This is a genomic window from Bacteroides faecis MAJ27 (assembly GCF_900106755.1).
GTDB classification, from domain to species: Bacteria; Bacteroidota; Bacteroidia; order Bacteroidales; family Bacteroidaceae; genus Bacteroides; species Bacteroides faecis.
Window position 1 is genome coordinate 27,001 of record NZ_FNNN01000003.1, and the last position, 16,253, is coordinate 43,253.

The 16,253-nt window shown below is 42.7% G+C and carries 10 protein-coding genes; 5 read left to right on the plus strand and 5 right to left on the minus strand.

Annotated elements, in window-relative coordinates; translation table 11 throughout:
* Positions 1 to 218: 218 nt before the first annotated feature.
* The 3 genes from BLW31_RS03525 to BLW31_RS03535 all read right to left on the minus strand — a co-directional run bounded on the left by BLW31_RS03525 (position 219) and on the right by BLW31_RS03535 (position 2,869).
* Entirely contained in the window at positions 219 to 1,010 is a 792-nt protein-coding gene (locus BLW31_RS03525; protein ID WP_010537925.1) for a head GIN domain-containing protein, read from the minus strand.
* 66 nt (positions 1,011 to 1,076) lie between these two features.
* Complete coding sequence (locus BLW31_RS03530; RefSeq protein WP_010537924.1) at positions 1,077 to 1,865, minus strand: alpha/beta hydrolase; 789 nt, start codon at positions 1,863 to 1,865, stop codon at positions 1,077 to 1,079.
* Positions 1,866 to 1,870: 5 nt separating this feature from the next.
* Entirely contained in the window at positions 1,871 to 2,869 is a 999-nt protein-coding gene (locus BLW31_RS03535) for a quinone-dependent dihydroorotate dehydrogenase (protein ID WP_008765799.1), read from the minus strand.
* Between the two features lie 228 nt (positions 2,870 to 3,097).
* Here BLW31_RS03535 and BLW31_RS03540 point away from each other — a divergent pair, with 228 nt between their 5' ends.
* The 4 genes from BLW31_RS03540 to BLW31_RS03555 are packed head-to-tail and all read left to right on the plus strand — an operon-like array spanning position 3,098 to position 12,185.
* Positions 3,098 to 5,566, plus strand: coding sequence for a glycoside hydrolase family 95 protein (locus tag BLW31_RS03540; protein WP_029425538.1), 2,469 nt, complete (start codon positions 3,098 to 3,100; stop codon positions 5,564 to 5,566).
* Positions 5,567 to 5,579: 13 nt separating this feature from the next.
* Positions 5,580 to 6,782 carry a glycoside hydrolase family 88/105 protein gene (locus BLW31_RS03545; RefSeq protein ID WP_029425537.1) on the plus strand — a complete coding sequence of 401 codons (1,203 nt, stop codon included), beginning with the start codon at positions 5,580 to 5,582 and terminating at the stop codon, positions 6,780 to 6,782.
* A gap of 36 nt (positions 6,783 to 6,818) precedes the next feature.
* Positions 6,819 to 8,282 (plus strand): glycoside hydrolase family 140 protein, encoded by a 1,464-nt coding sequence (locus BLW31_RS03550; protein ID WP_010537920.1) that lies wholly within the window; start codon positions 6,819 to 6,821, stop codon positions 8,280 to 8,282.
* Positions 8,283 to 8,315: 33 nt separating this feature from the next.
* Positions 8,316 to 12,185, plus strand: a complete 3,870-nt coding sequence (locus tag BLW31_RS03555; RefSeq protein WP_010537919.1) for a family 78 glycoside hydrolase catalytic domain — start codon at positions 8,316 to 8,318, stop codon at positions 12,183 to 12,185.
* A gap of 129 nt (positions 12,186 to 12,314) precedes the next feature.
* On the opposite strand, the gene BLW31_RS03560 is transcribed toward BLW31_RS03555, so the two are convergent.
* Positions 12,315 to 13,841, minus strand: a complete 1,527-nt coding sequence (locus tag BLW31_RS03560) for a fimbrillin family protein (RefSeq protein WP_010537918.1) — start codon at positions 13,839 to 13,841, stop codon at positions 12,315 to 12,317.
* Positions 13,842 to 14,394: 553 nt separating this feature from the next.
* On the opposite strand from BLW31_RS03560, the gene BLW31_RS03565 reads away from it, so the two are divergent.
* On the plus strand, positions 14,395 to 15,282 hold the full coding sequence (locus tag BLW31_RS03565; RefSeq protein WP_010537917.1) for an SDR family NAD(P)-dependent oxidoreductase: 888 nt from the start codon (positions 14,395 to 14,397) through the stop codon (positions 15,280 to 15,282).
* Between the two features lie 8 nt (positions 15,283 to 15,290).
* Here BLW31_RS03565 and BLW31_RS03570 read toward each other — a convergent pair whose 3' ends face one another.
* Positions 15,291 to 16,076: a patatin-like phospholipase family protein gene (locus tag BLW31_RS03570; RefSeq protein WP_010537916.1), complete on the minus strand. Its 786-nt coding sequence runs from the start codon at positions 16,074 to 16,076 to the stop codon at positions 15,291 to 15,293.
* Positions 16,077 to 16,253 lie beyond the last annotated feature (177 nt).

Here is a 16,253-nt window from a genome sequence, read left to right on the forward strand (position 1 = left end):
AATTAAATAATCTTCCATAATGTACTATAATATCAGATGTGGATATAAGTCCATATGAATTAAAACAGAATTGCAGGTTAATTGTATCTTAATTAGCCGCATTTTTAACATTTTATCGTTGCATATATTCAGATAAGACACTAATAAATGCACAAACAAAAACGGGCAAACATGCTATCTGTCACATATTTGCCCACTTACTATAATAAGGTATCCTTTTACTTGCTAGTAATCGAATTCTTCTTACCTTGTTTATTTACAACTGAAGGGCTTCCTTTATATTCAATATCACCGCTACCACTAACTCTTGCATCCAACTGTCTGGAAGCGTAGCATACTATATCACCCGAACCGGCAACTGTAGCAACGACATTAGTTGCAGCCAGTTTTTCAGCACTAATATCTCCGGAACCATTTACTGTCAGTGTCGCCTTCTGTGCAGAACCTTTCATATTGATATCACCGGAACCATTAACTTCTGACATCACAGTAGTCGCTTTCACATTTTTCAAATCAATGTCCCCGCTTCCTTTTACCAAAGCAAATATATTAACATATTGCAGATTCTCCGCTTCGATATCTCCGGAACCGGCTATATTCAAATTCAAGTCATTCCCTTTGATTGTACCTTTCAGATATACATCTGCCGAACCTTTAATATTTACCTGATTCAATGAAGGGGAAGAAGCTATCACTTTCAAACGACGCTCTCCACTAAGAATCTTGACACCTTTTTTGATATTCACCTGCAATACTCCATTTACTGTAGAAACTTCCAACAAGTCTACCAAATTATCCGAACCGTATATAGAAACTGTCGTTTTAGAACCATTACTCTGACGATACTCAACATCAGGACTGCCTAATACTCTGATTGAACTGAAGTTGCTTACGTTATTCAGTTCTTTTGTGATATATTTCTTACTGGGAGTAACGGTCTGCGCCTGTATTCCTGTGACCAACAGAAACATCAGCACTACCAACATAGATGTAACCTTTGAATTTCTCATAATTTCTTTTCATTAAATATTCTAATGACAAATATAGGAAGTATATTTCGAATTACAAGAAAAGAATTACAATTTTGCCAACCATTCTCCAAGCTCCTGAAGCCACTCTTGCTTATACACAAAACTATCATTATAACCGAATCCATGTCCTCCCGCAGGATAGATGTGCAGAGAAATGGGGATATCTGCTTTCTGTAGTCTGGCAGCATACATAATACCATTCAGAGGGCTTACCACAGCATCATCTGCAGCTGCTACAATGAAAGCGGCAGGTGTACCGCAAGTAATATGCTCAATCGGTGAATACTGCTCCATTTTATCCGGTGAATAGGAATGACCAAACATTCGTTCACGACAAGGAAAATGTGTCAAACGATCATCGACACTGACTACCGGATACATCAATATCTGAAAATCCGGCTTCTCATCATCAGGCAAAAGCGTAGCTGAAAAAGTTGCCAGATATCCTCCGATAGAAGCCCCCATCACTCCCAGTTTATCACAAAACTCTGGAAACTTTTCTCGCACAACCTTCAATGCCAACCGGATATCTTGTTCGGGAACATCAGGATTACCATGAGGCATTCTATATTTAAAGACGATATATGTAATTCCCAGCTTCGTAAACCATTCGGTAAAATCAATGCCTTCATTCTCCAGATTAGTCTTCAGAAATCCACCTCCGGGACACATAATAACACTGCTTCCATTGGGCCTGTCACAAGTAAAAACAAATAAAGTTCCTTCGGAAGCATTTTCTACGATTCCAATCAGTTCGACATTGTCCACTTCCGACAAATCATAGGTCGTCATGGATAAGTCCTCATACAAGCTAATACAAATTAATTTCTTCATATCGATTAATGTTTAAGTTTCTTCCCTATTTTATGAACAACAGACGGACCAGAATAGATAAATGCCGAATAAATCTGTATCATATCGGCCCCTTGGGAAATCATATCAGCTGCATCCTCTGCTGTCATTATTCCTCCTGCCCCGATAATCAGAAAGTGGTGGTCGGTGTGCCCGGACAGATAACGCACTACCTTCTGCGATTTCTTTCCGATACCCCGACCACTGACGCCACCGTTACCGATCTTTTCCAACTGTTTTGTTTTTGTATGATGCAATTCTGAGCGGTCCATCGTCGGCCCCGTAGCTATAAAGCCTTCTATGGAATATTTATATGCAAGGGAAATGACCAGATCCAATGCCTTCTCATCGATATCCGCCGGGAGCTTAATGAAAATACTGCACCGTTTGTTCACTGCCTGACGAAATGTTGTGAGGTTTTCTAAAACTTTAGCAAATGATTCTTTATCTATACTACCCCAGTTCAGCGTAAAATAATCTACACTTTCATATAAGCGAGTGAAAACCAACTCAAAATCTTTGATGATTTGCTCACCGGCAGAAAGCGGATTCTTATTGATATTTACTCCGAGTCTGTAAGAATGTTTTCTGTATTTTCTGATATGCTCCAGAGCTACATCGACACCGCAATTATTGAACCCTGTACGTGAGATCAGTGATTCGTCTTCTACCAGTCTGAAGATACGGGGAGAAGGATTTCCCGGCTGATAATCAGGAGTTACAGTCCCCACTTCCAGAAATCCGAAACCAAAATCTGCCAACTCATCAAATGTTTCCGCATTTTTATCGAATCCGGCAGACAAGCCTATCCGGTTTTTGAATCGCAGGCTTCCGTATGAAAAAGGTTCGTCCACTTGATAGTGTCCTCTTACGCAGGCACGAACCGGAAGCAGATAACGATAGATTTTTAACCAGTTCAAGAGCATTCGATGTACTTTTTCAGGATCAATGAGAAATAATAACGGTCTAACGATTAAATTATACATTTTCAATTATCTGTTTTTTAGATTAAAGAAATAAATCCACACCCAGGAAATAACTTCTTCCTAGTGCTCTTACGTATGCAAAGTAAGACCTTTTTGAGCAGATATTGAAGTTCATTTTTTTTATACCCGATAACTTTTGATTATCCCTGTTTCTTATTGTCTGTATATTGGGTACAAAATTCCTTTTTAATCGTCCTCCTATAAAAGTATAAAAGCGATTAGATGAAAATGAATAAAAAGAGATTAATCGGATATCTGTTTGTAATGGTCTCTGCAGGATGTATTCATGCGCAGGAGAAAAAAGTATCTGCACAGGAATATAAGCTATGGTATGACCGTCCCGCACAGGTATGGACCGAAGCTTTACCCTTGGGAAACGGGCGTCTGGGGGCAATGGTATATGGAACGCCGGGAATAGAACAAATACAACTAAACGAAGAAACCATTTGGGCAGGACGCCCCAACAACAACGCAAACCCGAACGCACTGGAGTATATTCCGAAGGTACGTGAACTTGTTTTTGCCGGAAAATATCTGGAAGCACAAACGCTCGCTACGGAGAAAGTGATGGCAAAAACAAATTCGGGAATGCCTTATCAGAGTTTCGGCGACCTGAGAATTGCCTTCCCCGGACATACCCGCTATTCCGATTATTATCGGGAACTGAGTCTGGACTCGGCACGTGCCATCGTCCGTTATGAAGTAGACGGAGTGCAATATCAACGTGAAACGATCACCTCATTTACCGATCAGGTAGTTATGGTACGACTGACTGCCAACCGTCCGGGACAAATTACCTTCAACGCACAGCTCACCTCCCCTCATCAGGATGTAATGATTAACTCTGAAAAAGGAAACTGCGTAATCCTTTCAGGGGTGTCTTCCTTGCATGAAGGACTGAAGGGAAAAGTAGAATTTCAGGGAAGGCTGACCGTCCGCAACCAAGGAGGGAAAATAGCTTGTACCGATGGCGTCCTCTCTGTAGAAGGAGCTGACGAAGCCACAATCTATGTGTCTATAGCCACCAACTTCAATAATTATCTGGACATCACAGGCAATCAGACAGAACGTGCAAAGAGCTATTTGTCGGAAGCGCTGGTTCATCCATTCGCAGAAGCCAAAAAGAATCACGTAGAATTTTATCGTCGATATCTGACCAGAGTATCTCTGGATTTAGGGGAAGACCAATATAAAAATGTGACAACCGACAAGCGTGTAGAGAATTTTAAGGACACACATGACGCGCATCTGGTTGCCACTTACTTCCAGTTCGGCCGTTATCTGTTAATCTGTTCGTCACAACCGGGTGGACAACCCGCTAACTTGCAGGGTATCTGGAATGATAAACTTTTCCCTTCCTGGGATAGCAAATATACCTGTAATATCAATCTGGAAATGAATTATTGGCCATCAGAAGTGACTAATTTAAGCGACTTGAACGAGCCACTTTTCCGGCTGATAAAAGAGGTGAGCGAAAGCGGAAAGGAAACGGCAAGAATCATGTATGGAGCCAACGGATGGGTATTACATCATAACACGGATATATGGCGTATCACAGGAGCACTGGACAAAGCCCCTTCGGGTATGTGGCCGAGCGGCGGTGCATGGTTGTGCCGTCATCTATGGGAACGATATCTGTACACCGGAGACACAGAGTTCCTGCGTTCCGTTTATCCGATATTGAAAGGATCCGGACTGTTCTTTGACGAGATTATGGTAAAAGAACCTGTACACAACTGGCTGGTAGTCTGCCCGAGCAACTCACCCGAAAATGTACATTCCGGCAGCGATGGCAAAGCAACTACAGCCGCCGGATGCACGATGGACAATCAGTTGATATTCGACCTTTGGACAGCTATTATTTCAGCTTCCCGAATTTTGGATACGGACAAAGAATTTGCCGCTCATCTGGAACAACGCCTCAAAGAAATGGCTCCTATGCAGGTAGGACATTGGGGACAATTGCAGGAATGGATGTTCGACTGGGATGATCCGAACGATGTACACCGCCACGTATCCCATCTATATGGATTATTCCCCAGCAACCAGATTTCCCCTTACCGCACTCCGGAACTATTTGACGCTGCACGCACTTCTCTGATTCACCGTGGAGATCCGTCCACCGGATGGAGCATGGGATGGAAGGTTTGCCTGTGGGCACGCCTCCTTGATGGTGACCATGCCTACAAACTGATAACCGACCAATTGACTTTGGTACGTAACGAAAAGAAAAAAGGAGGTACCTACCCTAACCTGTTCGATGCCCACCCGCCTTTCCAAATCGACGGAAACTTCGGTTGTGCTGCAGGTATAGCCGAAATGCTGATGCAAAGTTACGATGGCTTTATTTACCTGCTTCCGGCACTTCCGACTCTCTGGAAGGACGGTTCTGTCACAGGTATCATTGCCCGTGGAGGTTTCGAACTTGATTTAAGCTGGAAGAATGGAAAAGTAAATCGCCTGGTCGTGAAATCTCATAAAGGTGGTAACTGCCGTCTACGTTCACTCAACCCGCTGACCGGAAAGGGCTTGAAACGTGCCAAAGGAGAGAACCCGAACCCTCTCTATGCAGTCCCCACGATTCCCCAGCCATTGGTGAATGAAAAAGCCAGCCTGAATAAAGTGGAAATTGCAAGGACTTACTTGTATGACCTGCCTACCAAAGCAGGGCAAGAATATATATTGATTGGAAAATAATAACTCTACCTATATGAACAGAAACTTGTTAAAACTGATTGTTGCTTGCGGAGCTGTCTGCTTCATCGCCTGCACAGCACCTCAGAAAGCAGAAACAGAAAAATGGAGCGAACGTATGGCACGCTCTGAGATGAAACGTTTTCCCGAACCCTGGATGATTGAAAAAGCAAAAGTACCCCGTTGGGGATATACCCACGGACTTGTTGTAAAGTCTATGCTGGAAGAATGGAAACATACCGGAGACAGCACTTACTATGAATATGCCAAAATCTATGCAGACAGTCTGATCGATACGGACGGCCATATTAAAACGATGAAATATCTTTCATTCAACATTGATAACGTCAATGGCGGCAAGATTCTTTTTGATCTTTATGCACAATCAGGAGATGAACGCTATAAAATAGCTATGGATACCCTACGTAAACAGATGGCAGAACAACCCCGCACAAGTGAAGGAGGATTCTGGCATAAGCTAAGATATCCTCATCAGATGTGGCTGGATGGCATCTTCATGGCTTCTCCTTACTTGGTACAGTATGGCAGTACTTTCCAGGAACCGGCACTATACGATGAAGCTATGAAACAGATTCTTCTGATAGCACGCAAAACTTACGACCCCACCACAGGACTTTACTATCACGGGTGGGATGAAAGCCGCGAACAGAAATGGGCAAATCCCGAAACCGGTTGTTCTCCTAATTTCTGGAGCCGCAGTATCGGATGGTATGGAGCAGCCTTGGTAGACGTACTGGATTATCTCCCCCAGGAAACGACCGGACGAGACAGCGTAATGCAGATTCTTCAGGGATTGGCAAAGACTTTAGTGAAATATCAGGATCCTCAGTCCGGCACCTGGTATCAGGTAACTGATCAGGGAGCGCGTGAAGGAAATTACCTGGAATCTTCGGCAACCGCCTTATTTATCTATACACTTGCCAAAGCTGTCAATAAGGGATATATCGGCAAGGACTACATCCAACCTACCCGCAAAGCTTTTGATGGAATGGTCAAGACATTTACCCGTCTTGAAGAAGACGGCAGCTATACCATTACGAATTGTTGTGCGGTAGCCGGACTGGGCGGAGACTCCAAAAGATACCGTGACGGTTCATTCGAATATTATATCAGCGAACCGGTTATAGAGAATGACCCGAAATCAGTAGGATCATTTATTCTGGCAGCCATCGAGTATGAGAAAATGACAGACAAATAAATGTAAAGATATGAACTCCAAAAACGATAAAATACAATGAGAAAATTTAAGATTCTTCCTCTCTTATTGCTGCTGTTGACATTGGCAACCTCTGCCGCAGCACAAAAGAAAACACAAAAGACGTATATCCCATGGAGCAACGGCAAACTCGTCGTTTCTGAAGAAGGACGTTATCTGAAACACGAAAACGGCACTCCTTTCTTCTGGCTGGGAGAAACCGGCTGGCTGCTGCCTGAACGTCTGAATCGTGACGAAGCCGAATATTATCTGGAACAATGCAAACGCCGCGGATATAACGTGATTCAGGTTCAGACATTGAATAATGTCCCGTCTATGAATATCTACGGACAGTATTCAATGACTGACGGCTACAACTTCAAGAATATCAATCAGAAAGGTGTATATGGTTATTGGGATCATATGGATTACATTATCCGTACCGCAGCAAAGAAAGGTCTTTATATCGGCATGGTCTGCATCTGGGGAAGTCCGGTAAGTCATGGTGAAATGAATGTAGATCAGGCAAAAGCTTATGGTAAGTTCTTGGCGGAACGTTATAAAGATGAGCCTAATATTATCTGGTTTATCGGCGGTGATATCCGTGGTGATGTGAAAACTGCCGAATGGGAAGCCTTGGCAACCTCCATCAAGGCAATTGATAAAAATCATCTGATGACATTCCATCCACGTGGCAGAACGACTTCTGCAACTTGGTTCAACAATGCTCCCTGGCTGGATTTCAATATGTTCCAAAGCGGACACCGCCGTTATGGGCAACGTTTCGGTGACGGCGACTATCCTATTGAAGAAAATACGGAAGAAGACAACTGGCGCTTTGTAGAACGCAGTATGGCTATGAAACCCATGAAACCTGTCATAGACGGTGAACCCATCTACGAGGAAATACCTCACGGCCTGCATGACGAGAATGAATTATTATGGAAAGATTATGATGTACGTCGATATGCTTATTGGTCTGTATTTGCCGGTTCTTTCGGACATACCTATGGTCACAATTCTATTATGCAATTTATCAAACCGGGTGTAGGCGGTGCTTATGGTGCTAAGAAACCTTGGTATGATGCTTTGAATGATCCCGGATACAATCAAATGAAGTATCTGAAGAATCTGATGCTGACTTTCCCATTCTTCGAACGCGTACCGGATCAATCTATCATTGCCGGACAAAACGGTGAACGGTATGACCGTGCCATTGCGACACGCGGTAATGATTATCTGATGGTATATAACTATACCGGACGTCCGATGGAAGTTGATTTCAGCAAAATTAGTGGTGCTAAAAAGAATGCCTGGTGGTACACTACCAAAGATGGCAAACTGAAATACATCGGTGAGTTTGATAACGGTGTGCACAAGTTCCAGCATGACAGCGGTTACAGCAGCGGAAACGATCATATCCTTATTGTAGTAGACAGTAGTAAAGACTATGTGAATAAGGATTGGACAGAACTTCCGGACCGCCAAGGTGCCGGAGTCTAATTAGTAATCACTCTCTTTATCTAATTTACACTCATGAATAAGAAAATACAACTATTATTATTTTCTTTACTGCTTCTTGGAGCAGGTTCATTACGTGCAGCCATAGACGTAACCAACCTGCGGACAGAGCAGCTAAAGAATCCATTAGGCATCGATACACGCCAGCCCCGACTGGGTTGGCGTATCGAGTCGGATGAACAGAATGTGATGCAAACTGCGTATCACATTCTTGTTGCATCTTCCCCGGAGCTATTGGCACAAGGAAAAGGAGATATGTGGGATTCCGGAAAAATAGAAACGGATGCTTCCCAATGGATTACCTATCAGGGAGAACCACTGAAGTGCAATGCTCCCTATTACTGGAAAGTAAAAGTATATACCAATAAAGGAGAAGCGAACTGGAGTAACCCGGCTTTCTGGAGCATGGGGTTATTCAATGAAGCAGACTGGAGAGGCCAATGGATTGGTCTGGACCGGGCAGCTCCGGGCGATAGTGAAACTCAATGGAGCCGCTTGGCAGCCCGTTATCTTCGCAAAGAATTTGCATTGAAGAAAGAGGTGAAACGAGCCATGGTGCACGTTGCCGGAATGGGGCTGTATGAGTTATTCATCAACGGACAACGTATTGGTGACCAAGTGCTGGCACCTGTCCCTACCGATTACCGGAAAACAATTCTATATAATACTTATGATGTCACGTCTCAGCTTCAGAAAGAAAATGCAATCGGAGTAACCTTAGGCAACGGTCGTTTTTATACCATGCGCCAGAATTACAAACCGTATAAAATACCTACTTTCGGCTATCCGAAGCTTCGCCTGAATCTGATTGTAGAGTATACGGATGGAAACAAAGAAACAATCGTCTCGGACATCTCTTGGAAATTAACGACTGAAGGACCGGTCCGCAGCAACAACGAGTATGATGGCGAAGAATATGACGCACGCAAAGAATTGGGAAACTGGACGTTGACAGGATACGATGATAAGGGGTGGACACCTGCCCAACGCGTCAGCATTCCCAGTGGAACATTACGTGCACAGATGATACCGGGCATGAAAGTAACGGAAACTCTAAAGCCGCTTTCTATCAAGAAACTTGATGATAAATACATTATGGATACCGGCCAAAATCTGGCAGGATGGGTACGCTTCCGTATCAAAGGTCAGGCAGGCGACAGTATTCGCCTTCATTTCGCAGAGCGTTTAGAATCAAATGGGGAAATCTTTACGAAGAATCTGCGCGATGCGCATTGTACGGATATATATGTAGTTAGCGGACATGAACCGCAAGGTGCAACCTGGGCTCCCAGTTTTGTGTATCATGGTTTCCGCTATGTGGAAATCAGTGGGTATCCCGATGCAAAAGTAGAAGATTTCACTGTGGAAGTCGTAGAAGACGAAATGGATCATGTCGGTTCTTTCTCCTGTTCAGACGAGACATTAAATCAGATCATACGCAACGCATTCTGGGGCATCCGGAGCAATTATAAAGGGATGCCGGTAGACTGCCCGCAACGTAACGAACGCCAGCCTTGGCTAGGCGATCATGCAATGGGTTGCTGGGGTGAAAGCATGTTCTTCGACAATCATGCGATGTACAACAAATGGGCACGTGATATCCGCGAAGCACAGCGCGAAGACGGATGCATCCCCGATGTAGCTCCGGCTTTTTGGAATTACTATTCGGATAATGTGACCTGGCCCGCTACCCTACCCTTGGTCTGCGATATGCTCTTTACCAACTATGGAGACAAACGCCCGATAGAAGATAATTATCCTGCTATCAAAAAATGGGTATCTCATATCCGTGAGTATTATATGACAAAGGATTACATTATAACCAAAGACAAATATGGTGACTGGTGCGTTCCTCCCGAATCGTTAGAAATGATTCATAGCCAAGATCCTGCCCGCAAAACGGATGGTGCACTGATAGCTACCGCTTATTACCTGAAAGTATTGCAATTAATGCATCGTTTTGCCAGCATTCAAGGGTTAACAGCCGACGCTAAAGAGTGGGAAGACCTGGAACATAAAATGAAAGATGCGTTTAATGCGCGTTTTCTTCATGCGAAGGAAGGAACATCGCTCGTACCCGGTCATACATTGTATCCGGATAGTATTTTCTATGGCAATAATACTGTAACAGCGAATATTTTACCGTTAGCCTTCGGTCTTGTGCCCAAGCCATACATTAAGGAAGTGGCCAAGAATGCCGTTACGACCATTATTACAACGAATAAAGGACATATCAGTACCGGAGTAATCGGTACACAATGGCTAATGCGTGAATTGAGCCGTAGGGGGCATGCAGATGTAGCATATCTCTTAGCCACCAATGATACATATCCTTCGTGGGGGTATATGGCTGCACAAGGTGCCACTACCATCTGGGAGCTTTGGAACGGTGATACTGCAAATCCAGGTATGAACAGTGGAAACCACGTGATGCTCTTAGGCGACCTACTTCCCTGGTGCTTCAATAATCTGGCTGGTATCCGTGCCGACCGTTGGAAATCCGGCTATAAACATATTGTTTTCCAGCCTGCTTTTGAAATTCAGGAATTGAGTAACGTGGATGCTTCTTATATGAGTATCTATGGAAAGATTACCAGCCAATGGAAAAAGACTCCCATGCATCTGGAATGGGATATCGAACTTCCTGCCAATACAACAGGAGAAGTGCACCTGCCGGATGGACAAAAAGAAAAAATAGGTTCCGGCAAATATCATTTCAGCGTAGATATACCAACACGGAACACCGCCATCATCAGTGATGAATTTCTATATGAAAAAGCTTCTTTCCCCGAATGTCACGGGGCAACCATTGTGGAGTTGAAAAACGGTGACTTGGTAGCTTCTTTCTTCGGTGGTACCAAAGAACGTAATCCGGATTGTTGCATCTGGGTATGCCGCAAAGCCAAAGGGGCAAAAGAATGGACAGCTCCCAAACTTGCAGCTGACGGTGTGTTTGCACTCAATGATCCTAATGCTGAGATTGCAGGCATCGACACTGCCTGCACACCTGTAAAGGACACAAAAGGGAAACTGACAGCCCGCAGAAAAGCATGCTGGAACCCAGTATTATTCCAAATACCCGGAGGTGACTTGATCTTATTCTATAAAATAGGATTAAGTGTAGCCGACTGGACCGGATGGTTGGTTCGTTCCAAAGACGGAGGTAAAACATGGAGCAAGCGTGAAGCACTCCCCCAAGGATTTTTAGGTCCTATCAAGAACAAACCCGAATACATCAATGGGCGTATTATCTGTCCATCAAGCAGGGAAGGAAAAGGAGGATGGCGCATCCATTTTGAATATTCGGATGATAAAGGTAAAACTTGGAAAACGACGGAATCAGTACCGGCAGAGTTGTCTGTTCCGACTCAGAATCGTAAAAAAGGTGGTATTAACGTAGATGACCAAGAGGCAGGAGAAGCTATCCAAGGGAAAGGTGCACAGCCGATTCTCGCCATCCAACCCAGTATTCTAAAACATAAGGATGGAAGATTACAAGTACTTTGCCGTACACGTAATGCATTATTGGCAACAGCCTGGAGTAGCGACAATGGTGAAACATGGAATAAAGTGACATTGAGCAATGTCCCGAACAATAATTCCGGAACAGATGCTGTAACGATGAGTGACGGACGTCACATACTCATTTACAACAATTTCTCAACACAGCCCGGTACACCGAAAGGACCTCGTACTCCACTATGTGTTGCCATTTCAGAGGATGGCATTCATTGGAAACCTGTCCTTACACTGGAAGATAGTCCTATCAGCCAATATTCCTATCCAAGTATTATTCAAGGTAAAGACGGCAAGTTACATGCGATTTATACTTGGCGTCGCCAACGGATTAAGTATGCGGAAATAGATCCGTCAAAGCTTAAGTAGTAGCTGAATAAAAAAACAGATTCTCTGTTATAATTATACCGCACTGACAATTATCGTGTCAGCGCGGTATTTTTATTATTTACAGGTTTATCAATATTCCTTTACCGAATAAATAGCATACACCACAAATCAAAAAACAAGACACGCACGGACATAAAGTTTGCTGATCTTATAGTCCCAATCCATGGCACCGACGTAGGTGTCGGCATAGTATGCGTTGAGAAACGGATCGTAGCCGTCCTCCGAACTTGACCAATACCCCAATTTCCACCCATAGTCATTATCCCCAGTAGCTTTCTTGATAGCGGATAAAAGATTAGCCTTATTGTACATCCAATACCAACATTGACCTAGCGAGGGTAAAAACCAGCCACTACTATTCGCAGGGGCAGGATAACTATATTCATAGCCTTCCGTACCATCCGTTATCCAATAGACAGTGGGAAAAACATCCTTTAAAGTTCTATTCTCACTTTCTGCAAACGAAATAATTCTTTGTGTATTCTTATAACCGTAGAAACCGATACTCGGCTCACCGCTGTCTATAGCAGCAAGACTCCAAAGCCCCCATGTACAAGCATTTCCTCCATTGGCATCATAAAGCGCAAGAACGTAACCATGCACGGTATGCATCTCTGTTATACCATCTTTCTGTTTGTATTTACAATAATCTACCCATTCGCCTCCACTGTCTTTACCCGACTTCAGAACGATACCCAAGCAGTCCATATCTGCGGAAAGAGCAGTAACATCGCCGGGAATCAAATAGCCGTTATTACTTTCATCCTTGCAATAAAAATCGCCCATTTGAACTTTATCCAATGTATAATCACCTATATCTTTTAAAATCGGGGTAAATGTATAACAGGTATTGGCAGATAAATCTGTATAGGGCATCGCACCACTATACATCTCTTTGTTATATTCATAAAGCCAATGAACCTTTGCCCTTTTCGGAGAAATAATTACCTGATAACTGCCGTCATTCACCTGGTAAGGGAAAAGAGACTCAGTTCCGATATTGAAACTCACATCACTAATGGAAGAAGGAACATAAGTAAAGTCCCTCCTTCCATTAATTTTGCATTTTATGGAAGGAGACAACGAAAGTAAGGAATAAGCATGTTCAAATAGTATATCTAATTTTTTTAGCGGTCTACCACTCGTGTCACTCCATACCAACAAATCGGAAGCACGGTAGGCATCCTTGCTGCGTTGATCACCCTCCGGTAAGAATATTCCTTTTAGACCATCTATGTTAATCACATTATCCGCTTCCTTACTATACGGAAAGTAGGCAAAGTAAACCGTGGCTTTATTGTCGTAGTATATGGCTGTTTTTCCTTCACCATTGCTGCTGTCGAAGCTCCAAATGCTACCATCATATTTGTAAGGTATGTTGTCGGATAGTACATTATTATCTGCATCCAGCACAATGACACCGATACGATCCCCATTTTCGAAAGTGGTTGCACTTCCGCTATCCGTGACACGAATATTGGAGATATCGTTAATAGCAAAATCACCAACACGAACATTCAGTTGCAATGCTTCACCGTCTTGCTGCACCATACCCGAATCTATTTTTTCATCACCATTGCAAGCCATGAAGGATAATAACGAGAGCAACAACAAATACTTCAAATTCTTTTTCATACTCTTTTTTCTATATATTATTAAAAAGTCAAGATGACACGGGTAGAATTCTTATCCGACATGTTCTTTGCATGGTCATTATAAAGAGTACTACCTAATATGAAATTCCTCTCGATATCAGAAGCTAGAACTGTTTTTAAGACGTTTAACATTATTCATAACCACTAACAGTTTGATATTTTTAACACTATATGCAAGTAAAAAAGTCTCATATTTTAATTACCTGCCAATAGAAATCTCTAGATAATATAAAAAAAACAGATCATTATAAGGTTTATTTCCTCAGAAGTCCGGTGTTATAAAGTTATCAAATTCATGATCAATGATAATGTAAACATCAATGTTCTAGATTATTGGGGAATTACTTATTCATATTCATAATATAACACCAACCCAAGCAAGGGATATTATTATGCTTAGCTTTAAGGTTAAAAGTTGCTCATTTTTCTTCAAAGCACTGATTTTCAGCAGCCATTATAATGACTCTTGAGTAATTTTGCCTTTTCGAATAAATATATTATTTTTGTTCCTCAGATTTAAAAATGAAGAACTCATGGCAGACAATTATATAGAAAGACAGCAAGAGCAATACGAGGCGAGAAAAGCAGCTTGGAAACAAGCGCAAAAATATGGTAAAAAGAAATCGCCATCAACTAACCAGATAAAATCAGAACAACCGACTGTAATTACTTCAAAGCCGAACTGCTTGAAAAGAAGGGTGTTCGTTACAGGCGGAGCTGAAGGTATCGGCAAGGCTATCGTAGCATCTTTCTGCCAAGCCGGGCATCAAGTCGCTTTCTGTGATATTAACGAAGTAGCAGGACAACAAACAGCTCAAAATAGCGGAGCTACATTCTATCCGGTCGATGTCAGTGATAAAGATGCACTTGAAAGTTGTATGCAACATATTCTGAAAGAATGGGGAGATATCGATATTATAGTCAACAACGTAGGTATCAGCAAGTTCTCTCCTATCACAGAAACAAGCGTGGAAGATTTCGACAAAATCCTGTCTATCAATCTGCGTCCGGTTTTCATCACCTCACGTGCACTCGCTATCCATCGTAAAGGTCTGTCCACTCCTAATGTATATGGAAGAATTATCAATATTTGCTCTACAAGATATCTGATGAGCGAATCGGGAAGTGAAGGCTATGCTGCCTCAAAAGGTGGCATTTATTCGCTTACACATGCATTGGCAACATCACTGTCAGAATGGAATATTACTGTAAATTCCATTGCTCCGGGATGGATACAAACACAAAATTATGATCAACTCCGACCGGAAGACCATATGCAGCATCCCTCTAAGCGGGTAGGCAAACCCGAAGATATTGCACGTATGTGCCTATTCCTTTGTCAGGATGAGAACGACTTTATCAATGGCGAGAATATCACTATTGACGGAGGAATGACTAAAAAGATGATATATACAGAATAGATAAAGGCTTATGACTCCTTTCTACCGATTCCATCCAATGCACTTTTGGTAACTTCAACCCCGGTTTTCACAATAGAAGCTGCGTGATTGAATGCAAGCATATCATAAGCATTGCCGGACATCTCAATCAAAATATCAGGTTGACAACGATCTATCTGGTAACGGGTGATTTGTTGCATCATCATTCTTGAGGATTCTGTCAATAGATTGTAAGGACTCATCTTCTTTTTCTTGCCACAATCAATCGGGGCATTTACATCCACTGCAATCAGGATGTCCCCTTCAGTACGCTGCACATGCTTCAGCGGAAGAGGATTTAAAATTCCCCCGTCAATCAATACCATACCATCTTTCCGCAACGGACGGAAAACCATCGGAATAGAAATGGATGCCCGGATGGCCTCATGCAGACTTCCTCTGTCAAACCTTACTTCCTGATCACATACAATATCCGTAGCCATTGCCACATAAGGAATCGGCAGGTCTTCGATATTCATATCCGGAATGATCTGTTTTAATTCTTTGATGAAGCGGTCACCTTTTACCAGCCCGTCCCGACTTAAGGTTAAGTCGGCCAGTTCCCACATTTTACGCTTATCCCAGCTATACAACCATTCTTTACACTCCTCCATCTTTCCCGAAGCATACATCGCTCCTACCATCGCTCCCATTGAACTTCCTGCAATAGAAGTTATCTCATAATTATGACGGAGCAATTCTTCGATGGCTCCAATATGTGCAATACCCCGTGCACCACCCATAGAAAGTACTAATGCGACTTTTTGCTTATTCATATACTATACGTTTCTGTTAGTTGTCTACAAATTAACACATTTCCTGCGAAAAAGATGTCCGGCTAACTCTATTTTTCACATAATGTATGATACACCAAGAGCAGCAATCCTCTTTTTCCAAAGGTATTGCCGCTCTTAATGTACATTATATGATTATCTCTTATTCCTAACTAAGGT